This is a genomic window from Mycobacterium sp. NGS35, from assembly GCF_059812855.1.
Genome location: NZ_JCALDL010000001.1, coordinates 520,204 through 545,503, shown reverse-complemented (window position 1 = coordinate 545,503; position 25,300 = coordinate 520,204). Strand labels below are relative to the sequence as shown.

The window sequence follows — 25,300 nt, the reverse complement described above, 5'->3', positions numbered from 1 at the left end:
GCGGAGCCGGAACCGACCATAAGGCCGGAGGTCTAGACGCGTTGGGCCGCAAGCGATTTCGTGAAGCCGCTGACGTCGCGCAGGCTCGCGCCGTAGACGTCGGGTAGCGCACCCGCGCACATCATGTCGCCGGCATGCCCGGTGCCGGCGATGATCCGGCCGACCGCCGGCACTCCGGCGCGCACCAGCCGTCGGTAATAGAGCAGGCCCTCGTCGCGCAGCGGGTCGAGTTCGTTGACGGCGATCACGTGCGGCGGCATGCCCTCGAGGTCGTCTCCGGTCGCGTTGCCGGGCCAGCACGCCGGATCGTTGGCGTGCTCGCCGTCGGGATCGTAGACCGAGCCGTTGACCGCCAGCTCCATGCAGCTGAAGACGTATCCGTCGTTCTCTTTGAGCGAGGGGAGTTCGTCGGGCTGCTCCAGGAACCGGTTGGAGATGTACGGGCATTGTGCGTACACGCCCGCGATCTCATGCAGCCAGCCCTCGCGCTTGGCCTTGTGCGTGACCGCCAGTGTCAGGTTGCCGCCGCCGGACTCGCCGGACACCACGATGTGCGATCCGCCCAATTCATCGAGATGCGCTGCAGTCCAACGGATTCCGGCCGCGCAGTCGTTGATGCCCGCGGGGTAGGGGTGCGGGCCCAATTTGCCTGCGCTGTTGCGGAATTCGACGCCGACGACCAGCAGCCCGGTGGCCGCGAGGTTGTCGCGCCAGCGGACGTAGCCGAGGTCGGTGGCGCTTCCGAATGCCATGCCGCCACCGTGGATGTGAAAGAGGCACGGCAGCGTCGACGACGATGCGCTCGGCCGGCTGACGTAGAGCGTGATGTCGCCGCCGTCGCCGTCGATGGTCACCGTCTCGGTCGACACGCCCTCAGCCGCCGGCGCCTTCTGCGCCAACGCCGTGAGGAACGCGACCGTCACCTCCTCCGCTTTGGCGATGTAGGCCAGCCGGTCGGCCAGCGGCGCGTCCGGTGTGAGCGGCGGAGTGGGCGCCAGCCCGTCGAGGCCGAACGGCGCGAGCGCGGCGACCATTCGGGGGTCGGAGCGCGGGTCTGTGCCGAGGGTGCAGTCGGGATTCGCGAGGCGGCCTTGAAGCATGTCGTCATGCTATGCGCGGCCTTCCAGCAAAGTTTCGACGGCCGATTTGACGGTTCTGTAAAACCGGTCGGTCGTCTGTGGGACGATGCCGTTCATACCGCCTGAGTCAGCCGCGCCCCGTCCGGGGTAAGCGGTCCACGGGTCATGCAGGAGGCTGAAGGTGCGTGCCACATACCGCAAGGCGTTGTTTGCTGTCGTAGCGCTGTTGTCGGCGGTCGCCTTCGGCGTCGTGTCGGTGTTCAGCGCCGCCCTGACGTGGGGCGCGGTCACGGCGTTCGTCGTTCCGGGCACCGGTACCCCCAACGCGAATGTGGTCACCGACTACCTGAAGAACGCCTACAACCGCTACATCTACGCGTCGGACCCCACAGGCGTGCCCTCGACGTGCACCGCAGCCACCAACTGCGCGCTCAGCGGCATCAACTATCCGGCGTCGTTCTGGCCGATCTTCTTCATCCCCAACTGGTGCCCGGGGGCCAACTGCGCCAAATGGAACGAGTCGGTGGGCGAGGGCGTGCAGCACCTCGACGACGAGGTTCAGCCAGTAGTCGGCAACCTCCAGCCTGGCGACAAGCTCGTCATCTTCGGATACTCGCAAGGCGCGCGCGTGGTCAGCATCGAAAAGGAGCGCCTGGCCGCCACGCTGACCCCCGACCAGAAGAAGCAGGTCGAGATGGTCATGATCGGCAACATCAGCCGCCCGAACGGCGGGCTCTGGTCGCGGCTGAGCTTCCTGCCGACGATCCCGATCCTCGACGTGTCGTTTGGCAATCCCACCCCGACGAACGCCGACATCAAGACCACTGACATCTCGTTCGAGTACGACGGGGTGTCCGACTTCCCGGCGTATCCGCTCAACCTGCTCGCCGTCGCCAATGCGATCGCCGGCTTCCAGTACGTCCACGGCTACTACCTGGTGCCCAACGGCAACGGCCCGACGGATCAGCTGCCGTGGGGGTACACGCCCGCAGACATCCAGAACTTCATCGAGGCGGCCGGCAATCCGACGAAGGGTGACACCACGTACGTCACCATTCCGGCGAAGTCGCTGCCGATCCTGCAGCCGTTCATCGACTTGGGCAACGCGACTGGCACGTCGGCGATCGTCGACCCGCTCCTGGAACTGGTCCAGCCGGCTCTGAAGGTGCTGATCGACACCGGCTATGACCGCACGGCCAGTCCGGGGGATCCCGTGACGTTCCGTCTGATCCCGAACATCAACCCGGTGAAGCTCGCGACCGATCTGATTGCGGCGATCGGGCAGGGCATTCACGACGCGACCGACGGCGTGCCGATTGTTCCGACGGTGACGCCGCCGTCCTCGTCGTCGACGACGACGATCTCGCCGTTCTCGACATTTGCTGCGCAACAATCGAACCCAGCACTTCAAGTGCAGAAGACCCAGCAGCAGCAGACCAGTGCGGATGCCGTTCCGACGCTGGATCTGGCGCGGACGACGTCAACCGAACCCGATGCCACAAAGTCGGCCAGCCCGCAGGGTTCCAGCAACGCCAACGAACAGAATCAGAACCCGTTCAAGCTCAGATTGGGCAGGTCGTCGGTCGCGGGAGATCAGACGACGCCGAACGCGAAGACGCCCAAGCCGGCCGCGCCGAAGCTGCCGAAGCCGGCGGACGTTGCCAAGGTCGACAACCCGCTACCGCGCGTCAGCGATCTGTTCGGCAAGCACAGGACCGGCCAGAGCGGGCAGACGGGTACGGACGGCACGAAGCCGGGTGGCAAGCAGAACGCCGCGACGTCGCCCGATTCCGGGCAGCGCGCGGCGGCGTGATCAGGCCGCCGCGCCCGGCTTGAGGTAGGTCACCAGGCTGACGTCGATGCTCTCGTCGATGAAGTAGTACTGGCAGCCCTTGAGGTACCGCATGTAACGGTGGTAGTTCTCCTCGTCGGTGACCTCGATGGCCTTCTCTTTGTTGCGCTCCAGCGCCTCGGCCCACAGACCCAGCGTCTTGATGTAGTGGGTGCGCAGCGACTTGGCCTCCGGCACCACGAACCCGGCCTTCTCGCCGTGCTCGATCATCATCTGCGTGGTGGGCAGCCGACCGCCCGGGAAGATCTCCGTGATCATGAACTTGATGAACCGGGCGAGCTCGAAGGTCAGCTTCTTGCCCTGCGCGGCCAGGTCGAACGGGTGGTAGCCGACGCTGCTTTGAATGGTCATCCGGCCGTCGTCGGGCAGGATGTCGAAGCAGTTCTTGAAGAAGTCGTCGTAGCGCTCGAAGCCGAAGTGCTCGAACGCCTCGATCGACACGATGCGGTCGACCGGCTCGTGGAACTGCTCCCAGCCCTCCAGACGCACGTCGTAGGTGCGTTCGGTGTCGACCTTGCCCAGCAGCTCTTTGCAGTACGACAGCTGTTCCTTCGACAGTGTCAGGCCGATGACGTTGACGTCGTACTTCTCCAGCGCCCGCTTCATGGTGACGCCCCAGCCGCAGCCGATGTCCAGCAGCGTCATGCCCGGCTTGAGGTCGAGCTTGTCGAGGTTGAGGTCGACGTCGGCGAGCTGTGCCTCTTCGAGCGTTACGTCAGGCCCGGTGAAGTACGCGCAGCTGTACTTGCGAGTGGGGTCCTGGAACAGGCCGAAAAAGTCGTTGGACAGGTCGTAGTGAGCCTGGATGTCCTCGAAGTGCGGCCGCATGTCGTCGGCTTGCTTGGTCTTGTTAGGCATGTGTCTAGCTTGCCTTTCGTGGTTTTTCCGAGGCGGCTGACGCCCCAAGACTTGACTGGAAATGCTATCCGATGTGCAGGACTGCTCTGAAACTCACGCGGGCGTGGCCTCGCTGAAGTTTGTTTTCAGCTCGCCCACGATGTCGTCCCACAATTGCTCGGGCAACTCGTGACCCATCCCGTCGTAGAGCACCAACCGGGCGTGCGGGATCGCCCGAGCCACCGCACGACCACCTGTCGGACGCATCAGCTTGTCGGCTTTCCCGTGGATGACGACTGTCGGCGCCTCGGTTTGCCGGTTGTAGCGCAGCAAGCTGCCGGTACCGAGGATCGCCCCGAAATGCCGCGCGATACCGGCCGGGTAGTAGGACCGGTCGAACCCCTCGATGGCCTCGGCGCGGATCACGTCGTCGCTGCGGGGATAGCCGGGGCTGCCGATGATCTTGCTGACCCGGATCGCGTTGGCGATGATCGCCTCGCGGTCTGAGCCCTTGGGCTTCTGCAGGATCGCGAGCAGCTGCTGTGGTCCGGGTGGCGGCAACAGCGGCTGGTTGTTGCTGGAGAAGATCACGGCCAGCGTCTTCGTGCGGTGCTTGTACTCGGCGGCGAAGACCTGCGCGATCATGCCGCCCATCGACGCGCCCACCACGTGCGCCCGGTCGATGCCGAGATGGTCGAGAACCGCGGCCGCGTCGCCCGCCATGTCCTCGAGGGTGTAGATGGCCGGGTTACGCAGGCCGAAGAAGTGCCGCACCATTTTCACGGGCAGCGATCCCGGGTGACGACGGCCGTGCAGCTTGGAGGACAGCCCGACGTCGCGGTTGTCGTAGCGGATCACCCGCAATCCCTGGTTGACCAGCTTCTCGCAGAAAGCCTTGCGCCACAAGAGAAGTTGCGCACCCAGGCCCATGATCAGCAACACGGCCGGGTCGTCCGGGTCGCCCATGTCCTCGAAGTAGATGTCCAGGTCACCCGAGCGGGCGGTGCCGGTTCGGATTTGCACTAGACCTCGACTTCCTTGTGTTCGCGGCTGACCTCGACCATGAAGTTCGCGAAATAGCCTGTCAGCTCTGGATCGGACATCATCTGCCACTTGGGCGCCAGCAGCTTCATGTAGCGCTCGACGTAGAGGAACTGCTTGCCGATCAGCACCAGCTCGCGGGGAAGCTTCACGTCGTAGGCGTCGGCCAGCGCGGAGAGCTGCCGGCCGATCTCCGCGTAGCTCATGTCGCCAAGGCTCTTCATGGTCAGCGGTGTTGCGAACTTCTCCAGGTCCTTGGCCGCCTGCGCCTCTGGCTTCGTAGTGCCGACCGCACCCATCAGCACGACGATCTTGCCTGCCGCGGCATGGTCCTTCTTCACCAGCAGGGCGTACACCAATTCCCTTAACAGCCAACGGGTTCGGGGGTCGATGCGGCCCATGATCCCGAAGTCCAGGAACACGATCTTGCCGTCGGGGTCGACGTAGAGGTTCCCGGCGTGCAGGTCGCCGTGGAAGAGGCCGTGCCGCAGGCCGCCCTCGAACACGCTGAACAACAGCGACTTGACCAGTTCGGTGCCGTCGAAGCCGGCCTTGCGAATCGCGGCGGCGTCGTCGATGCGGATGCCGTGTACGCGCTCCATGGTCAGCACGCGGCTGGTGGTGTAGTCCCAATACACCTGCGGCACGCGGATGTTCTTGCCCAGCGGGCTGGCGTGCATGTGCGCTACCCAGGCGTCCATCGACTGCGCCTCGAGCCGGAAGTCGAGCTCTTCGGCCAGGTTGTCGGCGAAGTCGGCGACGACGTCCTGGGCGGACAGCCGCCGGCCGAGCTTTGCGAGCTCGACGAGCTGTGCGCCGCGCTTGAGGATCTGCAAGTCGGCGGCGACCCGTCGGCGGATGCCGGGCCGCTGGATCTTGACCACCACTTCCTCGCCGGTGTGCAACGTGGCGTAATGCACCTGCGCGATCGACGCGGACGCGAACGGCCGGTCGTCCCATTTGGCGAACAGCGTGTTGGGGTCCTCGCCAAGATCTTCGACGAAGATCTTGTGTACCTCATCGGGGTCGGCAGGAGGCACCGCGTCGAGCAGGCTGCGGAATTCCCGCGACAGCGGTTCGCCGAACGCACCGGGACTCGACGCGATGATCTGGCCGAACTTGACGTAGGTGGGGCCGAGGTCCGCGAAGACGTTCGGAACCTCCTTGATGACCTTCTGTTGCCAGGGCCCTCCGTCGAACAGCTTTCCGGCTACCCGGCCCGCGGCTCTGGTTACGTGCCAGCCGGTCGCCCCGATGCGGGCGGCCTCGGTGAAAAGCGGCACACTGTCGAGCTTGGCGACCTCGCGATGCTTGGTCGATGAGCGCTCGCGCGAAGAGAGAGATAGCGATGAGCGCTCGCGCGAAGAGCGTGATAATGAGCTCATAGAGGCAGTGTGCCAAACGTTCTTAGGGTTCTCATAATCTGCGGGTGGCGGCTCCACCCGGTCCATCATGCGCTTTTCTCGTGGGGGCGGGTTTGCGTCGCCACTTGCGCCACATGAGTCACTCGGCGGTTTGGAGTCCGTTGTGCCCGCCTCTTAGCGACACGGTTTGACCAGCGGGTTCGGAGCAGAGGCCGGATTGGTTTGGCGTGCTATCTAGGGATGCTGAGCTGGGCTTTCGCAGTTGTCGCCAAGAGCCGGGCACAACGGTTTCCCGCCGCCCGCGCAAGACAAGAGTGAGCAATGTGACTGCTGAGGTCAGCGGGACGCAGGCGGCCGCCACGGCTTGAGCCAGTCCGTTTCCGGCCAGCCCTCGTGCGCCGCGATCAGCTCGTACATCGTCGCGCCGTCGAGCGACTCGCGGATGATGTCCGCGTGGCCGGAGTGACGGGCCAGCTCATTGATCACATGGTGGAAGACCCAGCGCACGGACCACTGTGTGATGTCCTTCGGGAACCACGGTGCGTCCGTCGGCACGGGAACCGGTGCATCGAGGTCGGCAGCGTCCAGCAGCCGCAACGTCTCAGCGTTCTGCGCGGCGAGCGCGGCCAGCACGTCGTGCAGCGTCTCGTCCTCGCGCATCACGAACTCGTCCTCGAACGCGGCCCGGCGTTCCTCGAAGGACCGAGTGTCGGGCTGCGGAGATTCAGGTGCGGCCGCGACCCGCTGCATCCACGTCCGCTGCATGCCGGTCGCATGTTTGACCAAGCCGCCGATCGACAGGGCGCTCGCCGACGGCGATAACCGGGCTTGCTCGTCGGTCAACCCATGGGCAATGGCGAAGTACGCGTTCTGGTGGTAGGCGATGAATTCGCGAAGCGCGTGGCGCTCGTCGGCGACAGGGCGAGCCAGTGCGGGCATCAGTGTTCTCCTGTTCGGTGGGAATGGACGTAAAGGTCGCGCAGACAAGCGATTTCGGCACCGTGGTGAATGACCTCGCGGTTGATGTGGAGGATCAGCGCAGACATCGGCAGCTCGGCGTACGGCCCTTCGGCCGGTCCGCACGGGCGCGCCAACGCCGCCGCATCGAGCCCGCGCACGCCGGCGTTCCACCGTGCGTAGGCGTCGTCGAGCTGGCCCAGTGCTGTCGCCGCATCGGTGGCGTACTGCCACGACTGGTAATCCGCGGGTGGACCGCCGAAATGGAAGTGGTTGCGCATCGCCAGCACGCCGACGATCACGTGCGCCATCCGCCACGCGATCGTCGTGAACGGTTCGGGGCGTGGCGGCGGATAGGCGAAGTCGATCGCGCCGTCGCGATGCACCGTCCAGCAGCCCGGCACCGGCTCCCAGAAGTACTCGTCGTCGGTCAACCCGTCGAGACGCGGGCGCAGTTGGTCACGCCAGTGCACGTCGAGCTGGTCGGCAAGTTGCGCGGTGATCTCCATGCGCACCAGCTTGCCGGAACCACCGGACAGTTTCTGTCCGCTGACTCTGGCACGCTCAACTTATGGCCGAGACGACGGCGCGGGTGCTGCAACTGCTCGGACTGCTGCAGTCACGGCGGGTGTGGAGCGGTGAGGAGCTCGCAGAGCGGCTCGGCGTGACCACCCGCAGTGTGCGCCGCGACGTCGAGCGGCTGCGCGACCTCGGCTACCCCGTCCACGCGAGTAAGGGCCACGGCGGCGGCTACCGGCTCGGCGCAGGCGCCGCATTACCTCCGCTGCTGCTGGATCCCGACGAGGCGGTGGCTGTTGCCGTGTGCCTGCGGCTGGCCGCCGGCGGCACGGTCGCCGGAGTGGGTGAGGCCGCGTTGCGTGCGCTCACCAAACTCGACCAGGTGCTGCCTGCCCGACTGCGCTCGCAGGTCGGGGCCGTGCACGACGCGACCGTGACGCTGACCCGCGACCCGCCCGAAGCGGTGGCACCCGACACGCTGACGACGCTGGCGCGCGCCTGCCGCGACCATGAACACGTCACCGCCGAATACGTCGACCGCGCCGGCCGAACCACTCGCCGGCGGCTGGAGCCCTACCACTTGGTGACCACCGGCCGGCGCTGGTATCTGATGGCCTACGACCGCGACCGGCAGGACTGGCGCAGCCTGCGGCTGGACCGAATCGCCGAGGCGCGCGCGGCGGGCACCATGTTCACTCCCCGCGATGCTCCCGATGCGGCCGCCTTTGTGGCGCGTTCGATCACCGCCTCGCCGTACCGGTACGTCGCACGGGTTCGCTATTCTGCGCCAGAAAGCGTTGTGGCACAGCGCTTTTCGCCTGCAGCGGCGACTGTGGAGCCTGATGGTCCACACGCCTGCATCGTGACGGCCGGCGCCGACGACGCCGAGTCACTCGCGCTGTACTTGGCGACGGTGGACGCGGAGTTCGAAGTGCTCGAGCCTCCGGAGGTGGCCGACGCAGTGGGTGTGCTCGCCGAACGGCTGCGGCGGGCAGCGGTCAAGACGTGATGCCCAGCCGGTCGGTGAGCACCAGGAACGCCGCCGCGAAGTCGTTGTCGGCGGTGTCGGCGCGCACTCGATCCCAGTCCACCTGCTCGCGGACCGCGCGCACGCCGGGCAGCAACGAGGCGAAGTCGCAGTGATGTTCGTGGAGCGAAGCCAGCTTTTCGGTGACCACCGCCGTCGGCGACAACACCGGCATCGCGATCGCCAGCACCTCGCGTACATCGGCCGAGCGGATCAGCTCCTTGTCCACCGGAACGCCGTTGAGCCGGTGCAGCACGTCGATCACGAATTCCTCGGCTACACAGGCTTTGAAGAGCCAGTCCTCGGGTGTCCGCTCGATCGAGAAGCCCGCGTCTTCGAGCGCCGCCACGGCCGCCTCGACGTCGGATTCGGCGACGACGAAGTCGACGTCGTGCACCGGTTCCGGCCCACCGTAGACCCACAGCGCGTAGCTGCCGGCGAGGGCGAACTCAGGTCCGTTCGCCTTCAGCGCCGACGCCGCGCGCTTGAGCGCGTCGCGCAACTCGTCATTTCGGTCAGGCACGTCTCTTCCAAGGGATCGTTGGGTAGGTAGTACCCATGCGGATGGCGACTTTCAACATCCTGCACGGCCGCAGCGTGCATGACGGCAACGTGGAACCCGACCGGCTCGCCGCGTCCGTGCGCCAACTCGACGCCGACGTGCTCGCGCTGCAAGAGGTCGACTGTGACCAGCCGCGCTCGCAGATGGCCGATCTGACCGCCGTCGCCGCCGAGGCGATGGGCGCTGTCAGCCACCGCTTCGTCGCCGCCATCTCCGGCACCCCGGGAGCGACCTGGATGGCGGCGACCGGCGAAGAACAACCGGGCACGGCCGCCTACGGCATTGCGCTGCTGTCGCGGTTCCCGGTCGAGAGCTGGCAGGTCCTGCGGCTGCCTCGCATTCCGATGCGCTTCCCGATGTATCTGCCCGCGCCGAACCGCGTGACGATTGTCGACGAGGAGCCCCGCGCGGCGGTGGTGGCACGCATCGATTCACCGCTCGGGCCGATCACCGTCGCGAACACGCATCTGTCGTTTGTGCCGGGCTGGAACCGCGTGCAGTTGCGGCGATTGATCCGCGATCTGCGCGGCTTCCCAGGGCCCCGCGTGCTGATGGGCGATCTCAACATGAGCCCGCCCAGGCCGAGTCGCTGGACCGGATTGCGCTCGCTCGCCGAGGCGTTGACGTTCCCGGCACCTGAGCCCGACCGTCAGCTCGACCACATTCTCACCGACGACCACACCCTGAAAGTCGATGCGTTCTCGGCGCCGCTGATGTCGGTTTCAGACCACCGCGCGCTCGTCGTCGACGTCTCGCGGCCTCAGCACTGATGGCATCGCCTGTCCTGGCGGTCGACATCGGCGGCACGAAACTGTCTGCCGGACTGGTGAATTCAGCTGGAGCGCTGACCCGGACGGTGAGGCGCCCGACACCGTGTGGTGATGCCGACGCTGTGTGGTCGGCAGTGAAAGAGCTTGTGAGACAGCTTGTTTCGGACTGCAGCGTGCGGGGCGTCGGCATCTGCTCGGCCGGGCCGATCAACGTCCCCGCCGGCACCGTCAGCCCGATCAACATCGCTGCATGGCGCGACTTCCCGATCGTGGCTCAGGTCGCGGCGCTGCTGCCCGGGGTGCCGGTGCGACTTGCCGGCGACGGGCTGTGCATGGCACTCGGCGAGCACCGGCGCGGCGCTGGCCGGGGCGTGCGGTTTCTGCTCGGCATCGTCGTGTCCACCGGAGTCGGCGGCGGGCTCGTGCTCGACGGTGCACCGTACGGCGGCGCCAGCGGCAACGCGGGTCACGTCGGCCACGTCGTCGTCGACCTCGACGGCCAGCCGTGCGCGTGCGGCGCGCGCGGGTGCGTGGAAACAATCGCGTCGGGGCCGCAATTAGTGCGCTGGGCGCGCGCCAACGGATGGTCCGGTGCCCCAGACGCCGACGCGAAAGATCTTGCGGATGCCGCCAACGCCGGTGACGCGTTGGCGCTGAAGGCCTTTCTTCGAGGGGCCACAGCCATTGCCGCGATGATCGCCTCGGTCGCGGCGGTCTGCGACCTGGACTTGGTGGTGATCGGCGGGGGAGTGGCGAGCTCCGGCCCGCTGCTGTTCGACCCGTTGCGCGAGGCGCTCAGCGGCTACGCGGGACTCGACTTTCTCCGGAAAGTGCGGATGGTGCCTGCCGCGCTCGGTGCGGATGCGGGGCTGATCGGCGCGGCAGCACTCGTCGAAAGTTGAGCGGCGGTCAGTCGTTCTCGTGCTTTTGTGCGACCCTGCGTTCGGCGTACGACTGCAGTTCGCTGACGAGCCACACAGTGGCCAACCCGAAAACCGAAATGATGACTGCGAGCAACATAGCGGTTTTCCTTCCCCGACCTGCTGCCGCGGCGACAGCAAATTTATCGTAAACGAAAATGCGCTGGCTGTACCGCAAACACGCGGATTGCCAGCATACATATTTCAGAGGGTTCGAGAGGCTGGCTAGCTAATGCGCTGAGCGTCAGAAGAAGGGCGGATCGTGGGTGGTCGCGCCGCGATTCGGCGTTCATGGGCGGTAACTGCTAACCTGGGACGGCTCCACCGAAGACCGTCGGTCACCGGAGAAATCCGGTCGAAGGTCCGGGAAACTCCCGGCGGCCCACGCAGGCGGACGAGGCATCTGCAATTGCGCGCCCCGATCCCTGCGTCGGGGCGTTCGTCATTTCCGGCGACCGACGATCTTCTGCGGGGCCACCCACACCCACGCAAGGAGGCATGCATGGCCAAGGCTGACAAAGCCGCCGCCGTCGCCGACATCGCCGAACAGTTCAAGGAAGCCACCGCCGCGCTGGTCACCGAGTACCGCGGCCTCACGGTGGCCAACCTTGCCCAGCTGCGCCGGTCACTCGGGGAGTCCGCCACCTATTCGGTCGCCAAGAACACGCTCGCCAAGCGGGCGGCCACCGAGGCCGGCATCGATGGACTCGACGAACTGTTCACCGGCCCGACGGCGATCGCGTTCGTCAAGGGCGAGCCGGTGGACGCCGCGAAGGCGCTGAAGACGTTCGCGCGCGAACACAAGGCGCTGGTGATCAAGGGCGGCTACATGGACGGTCGCCCGCTGACCGTTGCGGAGGTCGAGCGCATCGCCGACCTCGAGTCGCGCGAGGTGCTGCTGGCCAAGCTCGCCGGCGCGATGAAGGGCAACTTGACCAAGGCCGCCGGCCTGTTCAACGCACCCGCATCGCAGGTGGCACGGCTGGCCGCCGCGCTGCAAGAGAAGAAGAGCCAAGAAGGCGGCCAGGAAACCGCGAACCCCGAACCGGCTGCCGCCGAATAAACCCCGTAATCAGGAAGGAACCCACCATGGCCAAGCTGTCCACCGACGAGCTGCTCGACGCGTTCAAGGAAATGACGCTGCTGGAGCTCTCCGACTTCGTGAAGGCGTTCGAGGAGACCTTCGACGTCACCGCCGCCGCACCGGTCGCAGTGGCCGCCGCTCCTGGCGCTGCCGCGGGCGGTGCCCCCGCCGAGGCGGCCGAGGAGCAGAGCGAGTTCGACGTGATCCTCGAGTCGGCCGGCGACAAGAAGATCGGCGTGATCAAGGTCGTCCGCGAGATCGTCTCGGGTCTGGGCCTCAAGGAGGCCAAGGACCTCGTCGACAGCGCCCCGAAGCCGCTGCTCGAGAAGGTTGCCAAGGAGGCCGCCGAGGAAGCCAAGAGCAAGCTCGAGGCCGCCGGCGCCACCGTCACCGTCAAGTAGTTCACGCAGTTCCACGCAAAGGGGCCGCCGCGTCGACCGGGCGGCCCCTTTCGCATGTCACAACCTGGCTCTATAGCTAACGACACCTGCTGACGTAGGCTAGAGTGACCGCAACCACAAGCGGGGCGTGTGTGGCGGGAAAGCACTGGCGGAAGGACTACGCGTGGGCATCGGCATTCAGATCGAGGGGCTGACCAAGTCCTTCGGCTCCCAGCGAATCTGGGAGGACGTCACGTTCGACCTGCCGCCGGGCGAGGTCAGCGTGTTGCTCGGCCCTTCGGGTACCGGCAAATCAGTGTTCTTGAAGTCGCTGATCGGCCTGCTGCGTCCCGAGCGCGGCAAGATCATCATCGACGGAACCAACATCATCGAGAGCTCGGCCAAGGAGCTCTACGAGATCCGGAAGCTGTTCGGCGTCATGTTCCAGGACGGCGCGCTGTTCGGGTCGATGAACCTTTACGACAACACCGCCTTCCCGCTGCGCGAGCACACCAAGAAGAAGGAAAGCGAGATCCGTGACATCGTCATGGAGAAGCTCGCAATGGTCGGTCTGGAAGGCGACGAGAAGAAGTTCCCCGGCGAGATCTCCGGCGGTATGCGCAAGCGTGCCGGCCTGGCCCGTTCGCTGGTGCTGGACCCGGAAATCATCCTCTGCGACGAGCCTGACTCCGGGTTGGACCCGGTGCGCACCGCGTACCTGAGCCAGCTGCTGATCGACATCAACGCCCAGATCGACGCGACGATCCTGATCGTCACGCACAACATCAACATCGCCCGCACGGTGCCCGACAACATCGGCATGCTGTTCCGCCGCAAGCTGGTGATGTTCGGACCGCGCGAAGTGCTGCTGACCAGCGACGAGCCCGTGGTCCGTCAATTCCTCAACGGCCGCCGGATCGGCCCGATCGGCATGTCGGAGGAAAAGGACGAGGCGACGATGGCCGAAGAGCAGGCCATGGTCGAAGCCGGCCACCATCACGGTGGCGTGGAGGAGATCGAGGGCGTGCCGCCGCAGATCAGCGCCACGCCGGGCATGCCGGAGCGCAAGGCGGTGGCCCGGCGCCGGGCGCGGGTGCGCGAAATCCTGGACACGCTGCCGCCGGCGGCCCAGGAGGCCATCCGCGACGACCTCGAGGGCACGCACAAGTACAAGTCGCACGACTTCCCCGACTCCAGCGACGGGGATCGCGACCGCTACAGCGACGAGGCGCCGACCGGGCGGATTCCGGTCTCCGGCGACCAGCGTTAAACAGGCGTCCGAGCAGCCCGACATCGTCGTGCTCCGATAGGTCGGGTCGCCCGAAGCTCCGATCTCACGAGGGAGTCTGCCGGTGACCATCGAGCGCTGGCGACTGGCGCTGTGGGTTGCTGCAGGCGCAGCCGCCGGGATGGTGGCGCTGGGCTTGGGGTGCGGACTTGCATCGGCAGACTCTGCCCAAAGCGACAGCACCAACTCTGCAGCCTCGACGCCGACATCCGCGGGTAAGACGGCGAGCAAGCCGTCGACTCGGACGCCGGCGTCGACTCGGACGCCGCTGCCGACGAGGCATCCAACAGGGCGGCTCGACTCGGTCGCGGCAGGTGCCCCACGTCCAGAGACGGGGTCGTCGTCGCCTTCCAAGACGGCGCCGACGACCGCACCGTCGAAGACCCGGTCGGGGCAGCGCGTAGGGCCACCGCAGCCAGAGAACGCAGCGCCCGCAGAAGAGCGGTCGGAGGCGTCCCGAGACACCACCAAACCGCCGCTCTCCATCGGCGCGTCACGGCTGACCAAGACGCGACTGCCGCAGACCGACACCGATGCTGGCCCACTGTCGCGGCCCCAGCCCAAAGATGAAGCGCCTAGTGCGCGAATCCACCGCGCAGTGACGACAGCCGATGTGGCTCAACGGTCCGCGACGACCGCAGAAACGACGACGACGACACCTGTTGCCCTCGCGACCGTCGGCGCACCGGCGCCTGCACCATCGCCCGCCAAGCCGCAGGCCGTGACCACGCGACCTGCCATGCCGCGCGCGCCCCCGCTGCTCAACGCCATCGGATCGTTGGTGGTCAACACGATTTCGTTGGTGGAGAGAAGCCTGGTAGGTCCGCCGGTGCTCCCGCCGGGAAGCACTGTGACGGTGCGCCAGTCCACCCTGCAGATCGGCGACGTCACCGCCCCGGCCGACTGGTATGTCCCGGCCGGCCCGGCCCCGGCGAAGAGTGTCATCTACTTCCAGCATGGCTTCTTTGCGACCGGCCCGATGTACAGCTACACCGCAGCCCGACTCGCCGAGCAGACGCACAGTGTGGTCGTCGTCCCGACGTTGTCGTCGAACTTCTTCACCACCGACGGCAATTGGCTCGGGGGTTCGACGCTGCAGCAGGCAGCCGCCGGCCTGTTCGTCGGCGATCGGGCAGCGCTGACCGCCAGCGCCAGCGCGGCTCTTGGACATCCGGTGTCGCTGCCACAAGACGTCGTGCTCGTCGGGCACTCACTCGGCGGCGGGTTCGTCACTGCCGTCGCCGGATACACCGCCGACAACGGCGCAGTGGCCGATCTGAAGGGCGTAGTGCTACTCGACGGCGTAGGGCTGCAAGGCGCGATCCCTACCGCGCTCGCCAAGCTTCCCGACGACATACCCGTCTTGATGATCTCCTCTCCGCCCTACATATGGAACTCGTTCGGCATCGCCAGCGCCGAGCTCACCGAGGCGCGGCCCGCAAGATTCGTGGGTGTCCAGTTGGTCGGTGGACGCCACATCGACGCGATGCAGGGCGGCAACCCGCTGATCCAAGGCGCGGCATACCTTGTCGCAGGTGTTTCGCAGCCGCGAAACATCGCGGCCGTTCAGACGCTGGCCGGCGGATGGATCAACGACATGTTGGCCGGGACGTCCAACGGTGTCTATGGCACGCCCGGTGCGACGATCTCCATTCCCACGGCAGCGGGGACCGCTACCGCGATCGCGTTACCGGCACCGCCGACTGCACTGACCCCGGTCACAAATCTGCTGCGGGATCTGTTCCGCGTCGGCAGCGACCTGTTCTTCGGTTTCCTTGGAAATGACCCCGGCGCCGCGCATCCGCCGACCCCTCTGCGAAGTGGTGCCGGCACGCAATTGGCTACGCCAAACGCCGCGTAAACCCTTGACGAGAGCGCGTGAAGGCGTCAGTCTGTTGGGCAGCATGTACAAATGTCGCAGTACAGGTCGCCAGCCAGCGCCTTTACTGTCAGCATGCCGTGGTTGAGGAATGCCGCGTCCTGCGGTACTGTTGGACGTTGCGCTGGCTGCCTCCTGCCCACCTCACCTGAATTTGACACCGTGGTCCACGCTTGAGCCCCTGTCGGGGTTCATATGCGTGCTCTGAGAACCGGACAGGTTGTCGGCCGGCCGAACCGACGCAGAAGAGCGACGAAGAAGCCGGTAATCCGGTGACTGTGGTCGCATGAGGTGCTGGAAGGGTGCATCTTGGCAGTCTCTCGCCAGAGCAAATCAGCAGTAGCTACCGCTAATAGCTCCGTTCCCGGAGCCCCCAATCGAATTTCTTTCGCAAAGTTGCGTGAACCGCTCGAGGTTCCTGGTCTGCTCGAGGTGCAGACCGAGTCGTTCCAGTGGCTGATCGGATCCGACGAGTGGCGCGAGAAGGCCGTCGCCCGCGGCGACGTGAACCCGGTCGGCGGGCTCCAAGAGGTGCTCTTGGAACTCTCCCCGATCGAGGACTTCTCGGGGCAGATGTCGCTGTCGTTCTCCGATCCTCGCTTCGACGAGGTCAAGGCACCGGTCAACGAGTGCAAGGAGAAGGATCAGACCTACGCGGCCCCGCTGTTCGTGACGGCCGAGTTCATCAACAACAACACCGGCGAGATCAAGAGCCAGACGGTGTTCATGGGTGACTTCCCGATGATGACGGAGAAGGGCACCTTCATCATCAACGGCACCGAGCGCGTCGTCGTCTCGCAGCTGGTGCGCTCGCCAGGTGTGTACTTCGACGAGACCATCGACAAGTCCACCGAGAAGACACTGCACTCGGTCAAGGTGATCCCCGGCCGTGGCGCGTGGCTGGAATTCGACGTCGACAAGCGCGACACCGTCGGGGTGCGCATCGACCGCAAGCGTCGTCAGCCCGTCACCGTGTTGCTGAAGGCGCTGGGCTGGACCGCCGAGGAGATCCGCGAGCGGTTCGGGTTCTCCGAGATCATGATGTCCACCCTGGAGAAGGACAACACCGCCAACCAGGACGAGGCGCTGCTCGACATCTACCGCAAGCTGCGTCCGGGCGAGCCGCCCACCAAGGAGTCCGCGCAGACCCTGCTGGAGAACCTGTTCTTCAAGGAGAAGCGCTACGACCTGGCCCGCGTGGGCCGCTACAAGGTCAACAAGAAGCTGGGCCTGAACACCGACAAGCCGGTCGCCTCGCAAACCACCACGCTGACCCCGGAAGACATCGCCGCCACCATCGAGTACCTGGTGCGGCTGCACGAGGGCCAGCCGACGATGACGGCTCCGGGCGGCGTCGAGGTGCCGGTGGAGACCGACGACATCGACCACTTCGGCAACCGGCGCCTGCGCACGGTCGGCGAGCTGATCCAGAACCAGATCCGCGTCGGCCTGTCCCGCATGGAGCGCGTCGTGCGGGAGCGGATGACCACCCAGGACGTCGAGGCGATTACGCCGCAGACCCTGATCAACATCCGACCGGTTGTGGCGGCGATCAAGGAGTTCTTCGGCACCAGCCAGCTGTCGCAGTTCATGGACCAGAACAACCCGCTGTCGGGGCTGACCCACAAGCGCCGCCTCTCGGCACTGGGCCCGGGCGGTCTGTCCCGCGAGCGCGCCGGCCTCGAGGTCCGCGACGTGCACTCGAGCCACTACGGCCGCATGTGCCCGATCGAGACCCCGGAAGGTCCGAACATCGGCCTGATCGGCTCGCTGTCGGTGTATGCCCGGGTGAACCCGTTCGGCTTCATCGAGACGCCGTACCGCAAGGTCGTCGACGGTGTGGTCACCGACGAGATCCACTACCTGACGGCCGACGAGGAGGACCGCCACGTGGTGGCGCAGGCCAACTCGCCGATCGACGACCAGGGCCGGTTCACCGAGCCGCGCGTCCTGGTGCGCCGCAAGGGCGGCGAGGTGGAGTACGTCAGCTCCGACGAGGTCGACTACATGGACGTGTCGCCGCGCCAGATGGTGTCGGTGGCCACGGCGATGATTCCGTTCCTGGAGCACGACGACGCCAACCGCGCGCTGATGGGCGCGAACATGCAGCGTCAGGCCGTGCCGCTGGTGCGCAGCGAGGCGCCGCTGGTGGGCACCGGCATGGAGTTGCGTGCCGCGATCGACGCCGGCGACGTGGTCGTCGCGGAGAAGAGCGGCGTCGTCGAGGAGGTCTCAGCCGACTACATCACCGTGATGGCCGACGACGGCACCCGGCGTAGCTACCAGCTGCGCAAGTTCGCCCGGTCCAACCACGGCACCTGCGCCAACCAGCGCCCGATCGTCGACGCCGGCCAGCGGGTGGAGTCGGGCCAGGTGATCGCCGACGGGCCGTGCACCGACCAGGGCGAGATGGCGCTGGGCAAGAACCTGCTCGTCGCGATCATGCCGTGGGAAGGCCACAACTACGAGGACGCGATCATCCTGTCCAATCGTCTCGTCGAGGAGGACGTGCTCACCTCGATCCACATCGAGGAGCACGAGATCGACGCCCGTGACACCAAGCTGGGCGCCGAGGAGATCACCCGCGACATCCCGAACGTGTCCGACGAGGTGCTGGCCGACCTCGACGAACGCGGCATCGTGCGCATCGGCGCAGAGGTCCGCGACGGCGACATCCTGGTCGGCAAGGTCACCCCGAAGGGTGAGACCGAGCTGACGCCGGAGGAGCGGCTGCTGCGTGCGATCTTCGGCGAGAAGGCCCGCGAAGTCCGCGACACCTCGCTGAAGGTGCCGCACGGCGAATCCGGAAAGGTGATCGGCGTGCGCATGTTCTCCCGCGAGGAGGACGACGAGCTGCCCGCGGGCGTCAACGAGCTGGTCCGCGTGTACGTCGCGCAGAAGCGCAAGATCTCCGACGGCGACAAGCTGGCCGGCCGCCACGGCAACAAGGGCGTGATCGGCAAGATCCTGCCCGTCGAGGACATGCCGTTCCTGCCGGACGGGACGCCGGTGGACATCATCCTGAACACCCACGGTGTGCCGCGACGCATGAACATCGGGCAGATCTTGGAGACCCACCTGGGGTGGTGTGCGCACAGCGGCTGGAAGGTCGAGGGCTCGCCCGACTGGGCGAACAAGCTGCCCGAGGAGCTGCTGGAAGCCGACCCGGGCACGATCGTCGCCACGCCGGTGTTCGACGGTGCCCGCGAGGAGGAGTTACAGGGCCTGCTGTCGTCGGTGCAGCCAAACCGCGACGGCGACGTGCTCGTCAACGCCGACGGCAAGGCGGTGCTCTACGACGGCCGCTCCGGTGAGCCGTTCCCGTATCCGGTGACGGTCGGCTTCATGTACATCATGAAGCTGCACCACCTGGTGGACGACAAGATCCACGCCCGGTCCACTGGCCCGTACTCGATGATCACCCAGCAGCCGCTGGGCGGTAAGGCGCAGTTCGGCGGTCAGCGGTTCGGTGAGATGGAATGCTGGGCCATGCAGGCCTATGGCGCGGCGTACACGCTGCAGGAGCTGTTGACCATCAAGTCCGACGACACCGTCGGTCGGGTCAAGGTGTACGAGGCGATCGTCAAGGGCGAGAACATCCCCGAGCCGGGCATTCCGGAGTCGTTCAAGGTGCTGCTCAAAGAGCTGCAGTCGCTGTGCCTGAACGTCGAGGTGCTGTCTTCCGACGGCGCGGCGATCGAGCTGCGCGAGGGCGAGGACGAGGACTTGGAGCGCGCTGCTGCCAACCTCGGAATCAACTTGTCGCGCAACGAATCTGCGTCCGTAGAAGATCTGGCATAGCGGATCTTTCCTTTACAAATTTCTAATCCCGAAAGGGGAAAGGGAGTTACGTGTTAGACGTCAACTTCTTCGATGAGCTCCGGATCGGCCTGGCCACCGCCGACGACATTCGTCAGTGGTCCTACGGCGAGGTCAAGAAGCCGGAGACCATCAACTACCGCACGCTCAAGCCGGAGAAGGACGGCCTGTTCTGCGAGAAGATCTTCGGGCCGACTCGCGACTGGGAGTGCTACTGCGGCAAGTACAAGCGCGTCCGGTTCAAGGGCATCATCTGTGAGCGCTGCGGCGTCGAGGTGACCCGCGCCAAGGTGCGCCGTGAGCGGATGGGCCACATCGAGTTGGCCGCCCCCGTCACGCACATCTGGTACTTCAAGGGCGTCCCGTCGCGTCTGGGGTACCTGCTCGACCTGGCGCCTAAGGACCTCGAGAAGATCATCTACTTCGCGGCGTACGTGATCACAGCCGTCGACGACGAGATGCGCCACAACGAGCTGTCGACGCTGGAAGCCGAGATGGAGGTCGAGAAGAAGGCCATCGAGGATCAGCGCGACGCCGACCTGGAGGCCCGCGCCCAAAAGCTCGAAGCCGACCTCAAGGAGCTCGAGGAGGAGGGCGCCAAGTCCGACGTGCGACGCAAGGTGCGCGACGGCGGCGAGCGCGAGATGCGTCAGATCCGTGACCGCGCGCAGCGTGAGCTGGCCCGGCTGGAAGAGATCTGGACGACGTTCACCAAGCTGGCCCCCAAGCAGCTGATCGTCGACGAGGTGCTCTACCGCGAGCTCGTCGACCGCTACGGCGAGTACTTCACCGGCTCGATGGGCGCGGAAGCCATTCAGAAGCTCATCGAGAATTTCGACATCGACGCCGAGGCGGATTCGCTGCGCGAGGTCATCCGAAGCGGCAAGGGGCAGAAGAAGCTTCGTGCGTTGAAGCGCCTCAAGGTGGTTGCGGCGTTCCAGCAGTCGGGCAACTCGCCGATGGGCATGGTGCTGGATGCGGTGCCGGTGATCCCGCCGGAACTGCGCCCGATGGTCCAGCTGGACGGTGGCCGGTTCGCGACCTCCGACCTGAACGATTTGTATCGGCGCGTGATCAACCGCAACAACCGGTTGAAGCGACTCATCGATCTCGGCGCGCCCGAGATCATCGTCAACAACGAGAAGCGGATGCTTCAGGAGTCGGTGGACGCGCTGTTCGACAACGGTCGCCGCGGCCGCCCGGTCACCGGGCCGGGCAACCGCCCGCTGAAGTCGCTGTCGGATCTGCTCAAGGGCAAGCAGGGCCGGTTCCGTCAGAACCTGCTCGGCAAGCGCGTCGACTACTCGGGCCGCTCGGTGATCGTCGTCGGCCCGCAGCTCAAGCTGCACCAGTGCGGCCTGCCCAAGCTGATGGCACTCGAGCTGTTCAAGCCGTTCGTGATGAAGCGGCTGGTCGACCTGAACCACGCGCAGAACATCAAGAGCGCCAAGCGGATGGTCGAGCGGCAGCGCCCGCAGGTGTGGGACGTGCTCGAAGAGGTCATCAGCGAGCACCCGGTGCTGCTGAACCGTGCCCCGACGCTGCACCGCCTCGGCATCCAGGCCTTCGAGCCGATGCTGGTGGAAGGCAAGGCAATTCAGCTGCACCCGCTGGTGTGCGAGGCGTTTAACGCCGACTTCGACGGCGACCAGATGGCCGTGCACCTTCCGCTGTCGGCGGAGGCGCAGGCTGAGGCGCGCATCCTGATGCTGTCGTCGAACAACATCCTGTCGCCGGCCTCCGGCAAGCCGTTGGCCATGCCGCGACTGGACATGGTCACGGGGCTGTACTACCTGACCACCGAGGTTCCGGGCGACAAGGGCGAATACCAGCCTGCGACAAAGGATTCGCCGGAGCAGGGCGTATTCAGCTCGCCGGCCGAGGCGATCATGGCGATGGACCGCGGCGCGCTGTCCGTGCGCGCACCCATCAAGGTTCGTCTCACCCAGCTGCGCCCGCCGGCGGAGCTGGAGGCTCAGCTGTTCGGTGACGAAGGCTGGAAGCCGGGCGATGCGTGGACTATCCACACCACGCTGGGCCGGGTGATGTTCAACGAGCTGCTGCCGCATGGGTATCCGTTCGTCAACGAGCAGATGCACAAGAAGGTGCAGGCTCGGATCATCAACGACCTGGCGGAGCGGTACCCGATGATCGTCGTCGCGCAGACCGTCGACAAGCTCAAGGACGCCGGCTTCTACTGGGCCACCCGCTCGGGTGTCACCGTGTCGATGGCCGACGTGCTGGTGCCGCCGGAGAAGCAGGAGATCCTGGAGCGCTACGAGAAGGAAGCCGACCGGATCGAAAAGCAGTACCAGCGCGGCGCTTTGAACAAAGACGAGCGTCACGATGCACTGGTCAAGATCTGGCAGGACGCCACCGAAGAGGTGGGTGAGGCGCTGCGGTCGCACTACCCCGAGGACAACCCGATCATCACGATCGTCGAGTCCGGTGCGACCGGTAACTTCACCCAGACGCGGACGCTGGCCGGCATGAAGGGCCTGGTGACCAACCCGAAGGGCGAATACATCCCGCGTCCGATCAAGTCCTCGTTCCGCGAGGGCCTGACGGTGCTGGAGTACTTCATCAACACCCACGGTGCCCGAAAGGGCTTGGCCGACACCGCTCTTCGTACCGCCGACTCGGGTTACCTGACCCGTCGTCTGGTGGACGTGTCGCAGGACGTGATCGTGCGCGAGCACGACTGCGGCACCGAGCGTGGCATCACCGTGCGGCTTGCCGAGGTCCAGCCCGACGGCTCGCTGGTCAAGGATCAGTACGTCGAGACGTCGGCGTACGCGCGGACGTTGGCCGAAGACGCCGTCGACGCCAACGGCAACGTGCTCGTCGAGAAGGGCCACGACCTAGGGGACCCGGCGATCGATCTGCTTCTGGCACACGGCATCTCGTCGGTGCGAGTGCGCTCGGTGCTGACGTGCGGGTCTGCCAACGGCGTCTGTGCGATGTGCTACGGCCGTTCCATGGCCACCGGCAAGCTCGTCGACATCGGCGAGGCGGTGGGCATCGTGGCCGCGCAGTCGATCGGCGAGCCCGGCACGCAGCTGACCATGCGGACGTTCCACCAGGGTGGCGTCACCGGCGGCCAAGACATAACCGGTGGTCTGCCGCGCGTGCAGGAGCTGTTCGAGGCCCGCGTGCCGCGGGACAAGGCCCCCATCGCCGAGGTGTCGGGCCGGGTGCGCGTCGAGCAGGACGAGAAGTTCTACAAGATCACGATCGTTCCTGACGACGGCAGCGAGGAAGTCGTCTACGACAAGATTCCGGTGCGTAATCGCCGGCTCAAGGCCGTCGTCCACGAGGACGGCACCGAGGGCCTGCTGCGCGACGGCGACCACGTCGAGGTCGGCGACCAGCTGATGGAAGGCTCGGCCGACCCGCACGAGGTGCTGCGTGTGCAGGGCCCGCGCGAGGTGCAGCTGCACCTGACCCACGAGGTTCAGGAGGTGTACCGGGCGCAGGGCGTGTCGATCCACGACAAGCACATCGAGGTGATCGTGCGGCAGATGCTGCGGCGCGTGACCATCATCGACTCGGGTTCGACGGAGTTCCTGCCGGGGTCGTTGACGGAGCGTTCGGAGTTCGAGGCCGAGAACCGTCGGGTGGTGGCCGAGGGCGGCGAGCCCGCAGCCGGCCGTCCGGTGCTGATGGGCATCACGAAGGCCTCATTGGCCACGGACTCGTGGCTGTCGGCGGCGTCGTTCCAGGAGACCACTCGGGTGCTCACCGATGCGGCGATCAACTGCCGCAGCGACAAGCTGAATGGTCTGAAGGAGAACGTGATCATCGGCAAGCTGATCCCGGCCGGTACGGGCATCAACCGGTACCGCAACATCCAGGTGCAGCCCACCGAAGAGGCCCGGGCCGCTGCGTACACGATCCCCAGCTACGAGGATCAGTACTACAGCCCGGACTTCGGCCAGAGCACCGGTGCCGCGGTGCCTTTGGACGACTACGGGTACAGCGACTACCGCTAGTCCGCCTGAGAAGAGCCCCCGGGGTATCCCGGGGGCTCTTTCTTTGCGCCGAGTGTGAGCTGGCTGCGAAATTTCCGCCGAGATGTCGCCGTGCGCTCACGCTCGGCGCATGGGTCGGCCGGCATCAGTGGTTAGTGTCGGCGCATGGCCGGCGAGGATCAGGGTGGTGACGAGTGGTCTCGGTTGATGACGGCCTCCTCGTTGGTGCGGGTGCTTGAGTCCGACGAGGAGATCGTCGACCTGGCCGCACTGGATGCTTTCGCGGCGCCAGCGTGGGTGCGGCGGCTGCCGGTGCCGGCGGGCTGGCACCTGGCCCAAATCGGTGATCGCGGAAGGGCATTAGCTCGAATAGCAGTCAGTGGGCAGCGCGCGGACGGTGGCTGGGATGCGAGCGAAACGGTCAGCCTGTTCGCGTTCACCGGTTGGCCCGGTTTCGGGGACGTGATGAGCAATGCCGCGGGCACGCTACGCGACCTGCACGCTGCCGACATCAGTACACGCGTCTTGCCGGTGCTGGCGCGGACCTGGACAGCCGCGGTCCGTAGCAGCGGCACGTTTCTCCTAGGTGGGCGGGCGGTGTGGGCGCAACAAAGCAACTATGTCGCGGGCTCGGATCACACGCACGCCGCTCGGCTGATCATCCATAACGTCTTCGTGGACGACGGTCACCGGTCCCGCTTCGCCGACGACGTCGTCGCGCTTTCGGATGCGGTGTATCAGGGTTTTCTCGGCAGCCTGGATGATCAGTCGTCGCTGGCGACGACCAACGCCACCGATTGAGCGCCGCGGTCGATCAGTACGAACTCGTAGAACCCAGTCAATCCCACCACGTTGCCCCAGTCGTGTTCGGCGGTGGCGCGCAGGTCGGCCAACTGATAGATGCTGGTTGCCGAGCGCAGGCGCGGATACAGTTCGGTTTCCATCTGCGTGCGAACCGAATCGGGCAACGGTGCGTTGTATTCGGCCCAGGTGCGCAACAGCGCCTCGGCGTCGGCGGCATCGACTCGCGTAAATGATACGGGCGTAATGGCTTTCAGCCAGTACGGGCCGTGAATCGTTTCCATATCCTTGTCGCCTGTGCCCGCGTAGCTGTCCCGGTAGCGCACATGGTGCGTCAGCAGCTCCAACAGGCGGCGGTCGTTGATGTCACCGGGCGGCAAGGCAAACAGTTTGATGTCTACCCACTGGTAGGTGTCGTTGAGGAAGTTGATGAACACCGACTCTTGATAAACCAGCTGCTGCTCGACCGGCACGGCTTCGGCCGCCGATTGGCCACCTTCCCCCGAGTGATCCCTCGAAGCGCCGAGGCTCTCGCTGGTGTCATTCATTAGTCGACCCCTGAATCAATCGTCGCTGGCGACCACCAACGCCACCGAGTGAGCGTCACGGTCGATCAGCACGAACTCGTGAAATCCCGCTTTGCCTACCATGGCGCCCCCGTGATGTTTCGCGGTGTCGCGCAGGTCGCCCAGCTGATAGATGCTGGTTGCCGCGGGCCCCGCATCGCACGGTGCCGTCACCGCCTGGCCGGGCGTAATCCGGAATCCCGGCGGGGTGTGCCCCGCGGCGCGTCGATATTCTCGACGCTGATCCGCTCCTGTGCGGCGTAGAGACGTGCGGCTTGCGCGGCGCTGGCACCGATGTAGCGGACACACTGCCCGAAAACCGCGCCGATGCCAGCCACAGTTGTGTGGATTTCATTGACCACCGCGGCGGTGGCCTGCCCAGGGGCCAGCACAGTCGGAGTCGCCGTACTTACATCGGCCACGTCGGCAGCGTGACGCTCGCACGCGGCCGAGAAGCCCAGCAGCCCTGCAGAATCGGCGACAATCCGCCCCGCGCTCATGGATATGAGCCCAATGACCGCTTAGACAGGCACTCTGCACCAAATACTGGTTCAGCCACACTGTAGGCGCGTCGGGCATCCGTG

21 protein-coding genes are annotated in these 25,300 nt (G+C 66.0%); 11 read left to right on the top strand and 10 right to left on the bottom strand.

Annotated features, from left to right (window positions below; genetic code table 11):
- Positions 1-32 precede the first annotated feature (32 nt).
- On the bottom strand, positions 33-1,100 hold the full coding sequence (locus AC5Y4C_RS02705; RefSeq protein WP_499963297.1) for an alpha/beta hydrolase fold domain-containing protein: 1,068 nt from the start codon (positions 1,098-1,100) through the stop codon (positions 33-35).
- A gap of 160 nt (positions 1,101-1,260) precedes the next feature.
- Between AC5Y4C_RS02705 and AC5Y4C_RS02700 the strand changes: the two genes are divergently transcribed.
- Complete coding sequence (locus AC5Y4C_RS02700) at positions 1,261-2,892, top strand: PE-PPE domain-containing protein (protein WP_499963295.1); 1,632 nt, start codon at positions 1,261-1,263, stop codon at positions 2,890-2,892.
- Here the strand turns inward: AC5Y4C_RS02700 and AC5Y4C_RS02695 are convergent, their stop codons facing one another.
- From AC5Y4C_RS02695 to AC5Y4C_RS02675, 5 genes are all read right to left on the bottom strand, one after another.
- Positions 2,893-3,789 (bottom strand): cyclopropane mycolic acid synthase family methyltransferase, encoded by an 897-nt coding sequence (locus AC5Y4C_RS02695; RefSeq protein WP_499906197.1) that lies wholly within the window; start codon positions 3,787-3,789, stop codon positions 2,893-2,895.
- A 93-nt stretch (positions 3,790-3,882) separates the two neighbouring features.
- Positions 3,883-4,791, bottom strand: a complete 909-nt coding sequence (locus AC5Y4C_RS02690) for an alpha/beta fold hydrolase (protein WP_499963293.1) — start codon at positions 4,789-4,791, stop codon at positions 3,883-3,885.
- Complete coding sequence (locus AC5Y4C_RS02685; protein ID WP_499963291.1) at positions 4,791-6,194, bottom strand: ABC1 kinase family protein; 1,404 nt, start codon at positions 6,192-6,194, stop codon at positions 4,791-4,793. Before AC5Y4C_RS02685 ends, AC5Y4C_RS02690 begins: the two co-directional genes overlap by 1 nt.
- Positions 6,195-6,509: 315 nt before the next feature.
- Positions 6,510-7,112 (bottom strand): DinB family protein, encoded by a 603-nt coding sequence (locus AC5Y4C_RS02680; protein WP_499906204.1) that lies wholly within the window; start codon positions 7,110-7,112, stop codon positions 6,510-6,512.
- Positions 7,112-7,639 carry a DinB family protein gene (locus AC5Y4C_RS02675; protein WP_499906206.1) on the bottom strand — a complete coding sequence of 176 codons (528 nt, stop codon included), beginning with the start codon at positions 7,637-7,639 and terminating at the stop codon, positions 7,112-7,114. The genes AC5Y4C_RS02680 and AC5Y4C_RS02675 overlap by 1 nt, the downstream gene beginning before the upstream one ends.
- A 62-nt stretch (positions 7,640-7,701) precedes the next feature.
- On the opposite strand from AC5Y4C_RS02675, the gene AC5Y4C_RS02670 reads away from it, so the two are divergent.
- Positions 7,702-8,658: a helix-turn-helix transcriptional regulator gene (locus tag AC5Y4C_RS02670; RefSeq protein WP_499963289.1), complete on the top strand. Its 957-nt coding sequence runs from the start codon at positions 7,702-7,704 to the stop codon at positions 8,656-8,658.
- Here AC5Y4C_RS02670 and AC5Y4C_RS02665 read toward each other — a convergent pair.
- Entirely contained in the window at positions 8,648-9,199 is a 552-nt protein-coding gene (locus AC5Y4C_RS02665) for a nucleotidyltransferase family protein (protein ID WP_499963287.1), read from the bottom strand. The two genes, AC5Y4C_RS02670 and AC5Y4C_RS02665, sit on opposite strands and share 11 nt — an antisense overlap.
- A 35-nt stretch (positions 9,200-9,234) precedes the next feature.
- Between AC5Y4C_RS02665 and AC5Y4C_RS02660 the strand changes: the two genes are divergently transcribed.
- The 9 genes from AC5Y4C_RS02660 (at position 9,235) to AC5Y4C_RS02620 (ending at position 24,150) form a co-directional block, all read left to right on the top strand.
- Positions 9,235-10,008, top strand: a complete 774-nt coding sequence (locus AC5Y4C_RS02660) for an endonuclease/exonuclease/phosphatase family protein (RefSeq protein WP_499914559.1) — start codon at positions 9,235-9,237, stop codon at positions 10,006-10,008.
- Entirely contained in the window at positions 10,008-10,910 is a 903-nt protein-coding gene (locus AC5Y4C_RS02655) for an ROK family protein (RefSeq protein ID WP_499963285.1), read from the top strand. Before AC5Y4C_RS02660 ends, AC5Y4C_RS02655 begins: the two co-directional genes overlap by 1 nt.
- A 520-nt stretch (positions 10,911-11,430) precedes the next feature.
- Positions 11,431-11,991 carry a 50S ribosomal protein L10 gene (gene rplJ / locus AC5Y4C_RS02650; protein ID WP_499906216.1) on the top strand — a complete coding sequence of 187 codons (561 nt, stop codon included), beginning with the start codon at positions 11,431-11,433 and terminating at the stop codon, positions 11,989-11,991.
- A gap of 26 nt (positions 11,992-12,017) precedes the next feature.
- A complete protein-coding gene (rplL, locus tag AC5Y4C_RS02645) occupies positions 12,018-12,413 on the top strand; it encodes a 50S ribosomal protein L7/L12 (RefSeq protein ID WP_499906218.1) in 396 nt (131 codons plus the stop codon).
- A 163-nt stretch (positions 12,414-12,576) separates the two neighbouring features.
- Complete coding sequence (locus tag AC5Y4C_RS02640) at positions 12,577-13,662, top strand: ABC transporter ATP-binding protein (protein ID WP_499906220.1); 1,086 nt, start codon at positions 12,577-12,579, stop codon at positions 13,660-13,662.
- Positions 13,663-14,401: 739 nt separating this feature from the next.
- Entirely contained in the window at positions 14,402-15,541 is a 1,140-nt protein-coding gene (locus AC5Y4C_RS02635) for a dienelactone hydrolase family protein (RefSeq protein ID WP_499906222.1), read from the top strand.
- Between the two features lie 327 nt (positions 15,542-15,868).
- Positions 15,869-19,360, top strand: coding sequence for a DNA-directed RNA polymerase subunit beta (gene rpoB / locus AC5Y4C_RS02630; protein WP_499906224.1), 3,492 nt, complete (start codon positions 15,869-15,871; stop codon positions 19,358-19,360).
- Between the two features lie 50 nt (positions 19,361-19,410).
- Positions 19,411-23,370: a DNA-directed RNA polymerase subunit beta' gene (locus AC5Y4C_RS02625; RefSeq protein ID WP_499906226.1), complete on the top strand. Its 3,960-nt coding sequence runs from the start codon at positions 19,411-19,413 to the stop codon at positions 23,368-23,370.
- Positions 23,371-23,514: 144 nt separating this feature from the next.
- Entirely contained in the window at positions 23,515-24,150 is a 636-nt protein-coding gene (locus tag AC5Y4C_RS02620; protein ID WP_499963283.1) for a hypothetical protein, read from the top strand.
- Here the strand turns inward: AC5Y4C_RS02620 and AC5Y4C_RS02615 are convergent.
- Genes AC5Y4C_RS02615 through AC5Y4C_RS02605 form a run of 3 tightly spaced genes read right to left on the bottom strand, consistent with a single transcriptional unit; the run spans position 24,114 to position 25,216 of the window.
- Positions 24,114-24,698: a hypothetical protein gene (locus AC5Y4C_RS02615; protein ID WP_499963281.1), complete on the bottom strand. Its 585-nt coding sequence runs from the start codon at positions 24,696-24,698 to the stop codon at positions 24,114-24,116. The genes AC5Y4C_RS02620 and AC5Y4C_RS02615 overlap by 37 nt on opposite strands.
- A gap of 15 nt (positions 24,699-24,713) precedes the next feature.
- Positions 24,714-24,890 (bottom strand): hypothetical protein, encoded by a 177-nt coding sequence (locus AC5Y4C_RS02610; RefSeq protein ID WP_499906231.1) that lies wholly within the window; start codon positions 24,888-24,890, stop codon positions 24,714-24,716.
- Complete coding sequence (locus tag AC5Y4C_RS02605; protein WP_499906233.1) at positions 24,887-25,216, bottom strand: hypothetical protein; 330 nt, start codon at positions 25,214-25,216, stop codon at positions 24,887-24,889. Before AC5Y4C_RS02605 ends, AC5Y4C_RS02610 begins: the two co-directional genes overlap by 4 nt.
- Between the last annotated feature and the right edge of the window lie 84 nt (positions 25,217-25,300).

Coding starts and splice junctions, on each gene's coding strand:
- AC5Y4C_RS02695 (WP_499906197.1), bottom strand. CDS start 3,789: ATGCCTAACAAGACCAAGCAAGCCGACGACATGCGGCCGCACTTCGAG.
- AC5Y4C_RS02660 (WP_499914559.1), top strand. CDS start 9,235: ATGCGGATGGCGACTTTCAACATCCTGCACGGCCGCAGCGTGCATGAC.
- AC5Y4C_RS02705 (WP_499963297.1), bottom strand. CDS start 1,100: ATGCTTCAAGGCCGCCTCGCGAATCCCGACTGCACCCTCGGCACAGAC.
- AC5Y4C_RS02605 (WP_499906233.1), bottom strand. CDS start 25,216: ATGAGCGCGGGGCGGATTGTCGCCGATTCTGCAGGGCTGCTGGGCTTC.
- AC5Y4C_RS02670 (WP_499963289.1), top strand. CDS start 7,702: ATGGCCGAGACGACGGCGCGGGTGCTGCAACTGCTCGGACTGCTGCAG.
- rplJ (WP_499906216.1), top strand. CDS start 11,431: ATGGCCAAGGCTGACAAAGCCGCCGCCGTCGCCGACATCGCCGAACAG.
- rplL (WP_499906218.1), top strand. CDS start 12,018: ATGGCCAAGCTGTCCACCGACGAGCTGCTCGACGCGTTCAAGGAAATG.
- AC5Y4C_RS02620 (WP_499963283.1), top strand. CDS start 23,515: ATGGCCGGCGAGGATCAGGGTGGTGACGAGTGGTCTCGGTTGATGACG.
- AC5Y4C_RS02680 (WP_499906204.1), bottom strand. CDS start 7,112: ATGCCCGCACTGGCTCGCCCTGTCGCCGACGAGCGCCACGCGCTTCGC.
- AC5Y4C_RS02675 (WP_499906206.1), bottom strand. CDS start 7,639: ATGGAGATCACCGCGCAACTTGCCGACCAGCTCGACGTGCACTGGCGT.
- AC5Y4C_RS02685 (WP_499963291.1), bottom strand. CDS start 6,194: ATGAGCTCATTATCACGCTCTTCGCGCGAGCGCTCATCGCTATCTCTC.
- AC5Y4C_RS02655 (WP_499963285.1), top strand. CDS start 10,008: ATGGCATCGCCTGTCCTGGCGGTCGACATCGGCGGCACGAAACTGTCT.
- AC5Y4C_RS02615 (WP_499963281.1), bottom strand. CDS start 24,698: ATGAATGACACCAGCGAGAGCCTCGGCGCTTCGAGGGATCACTCGGGG.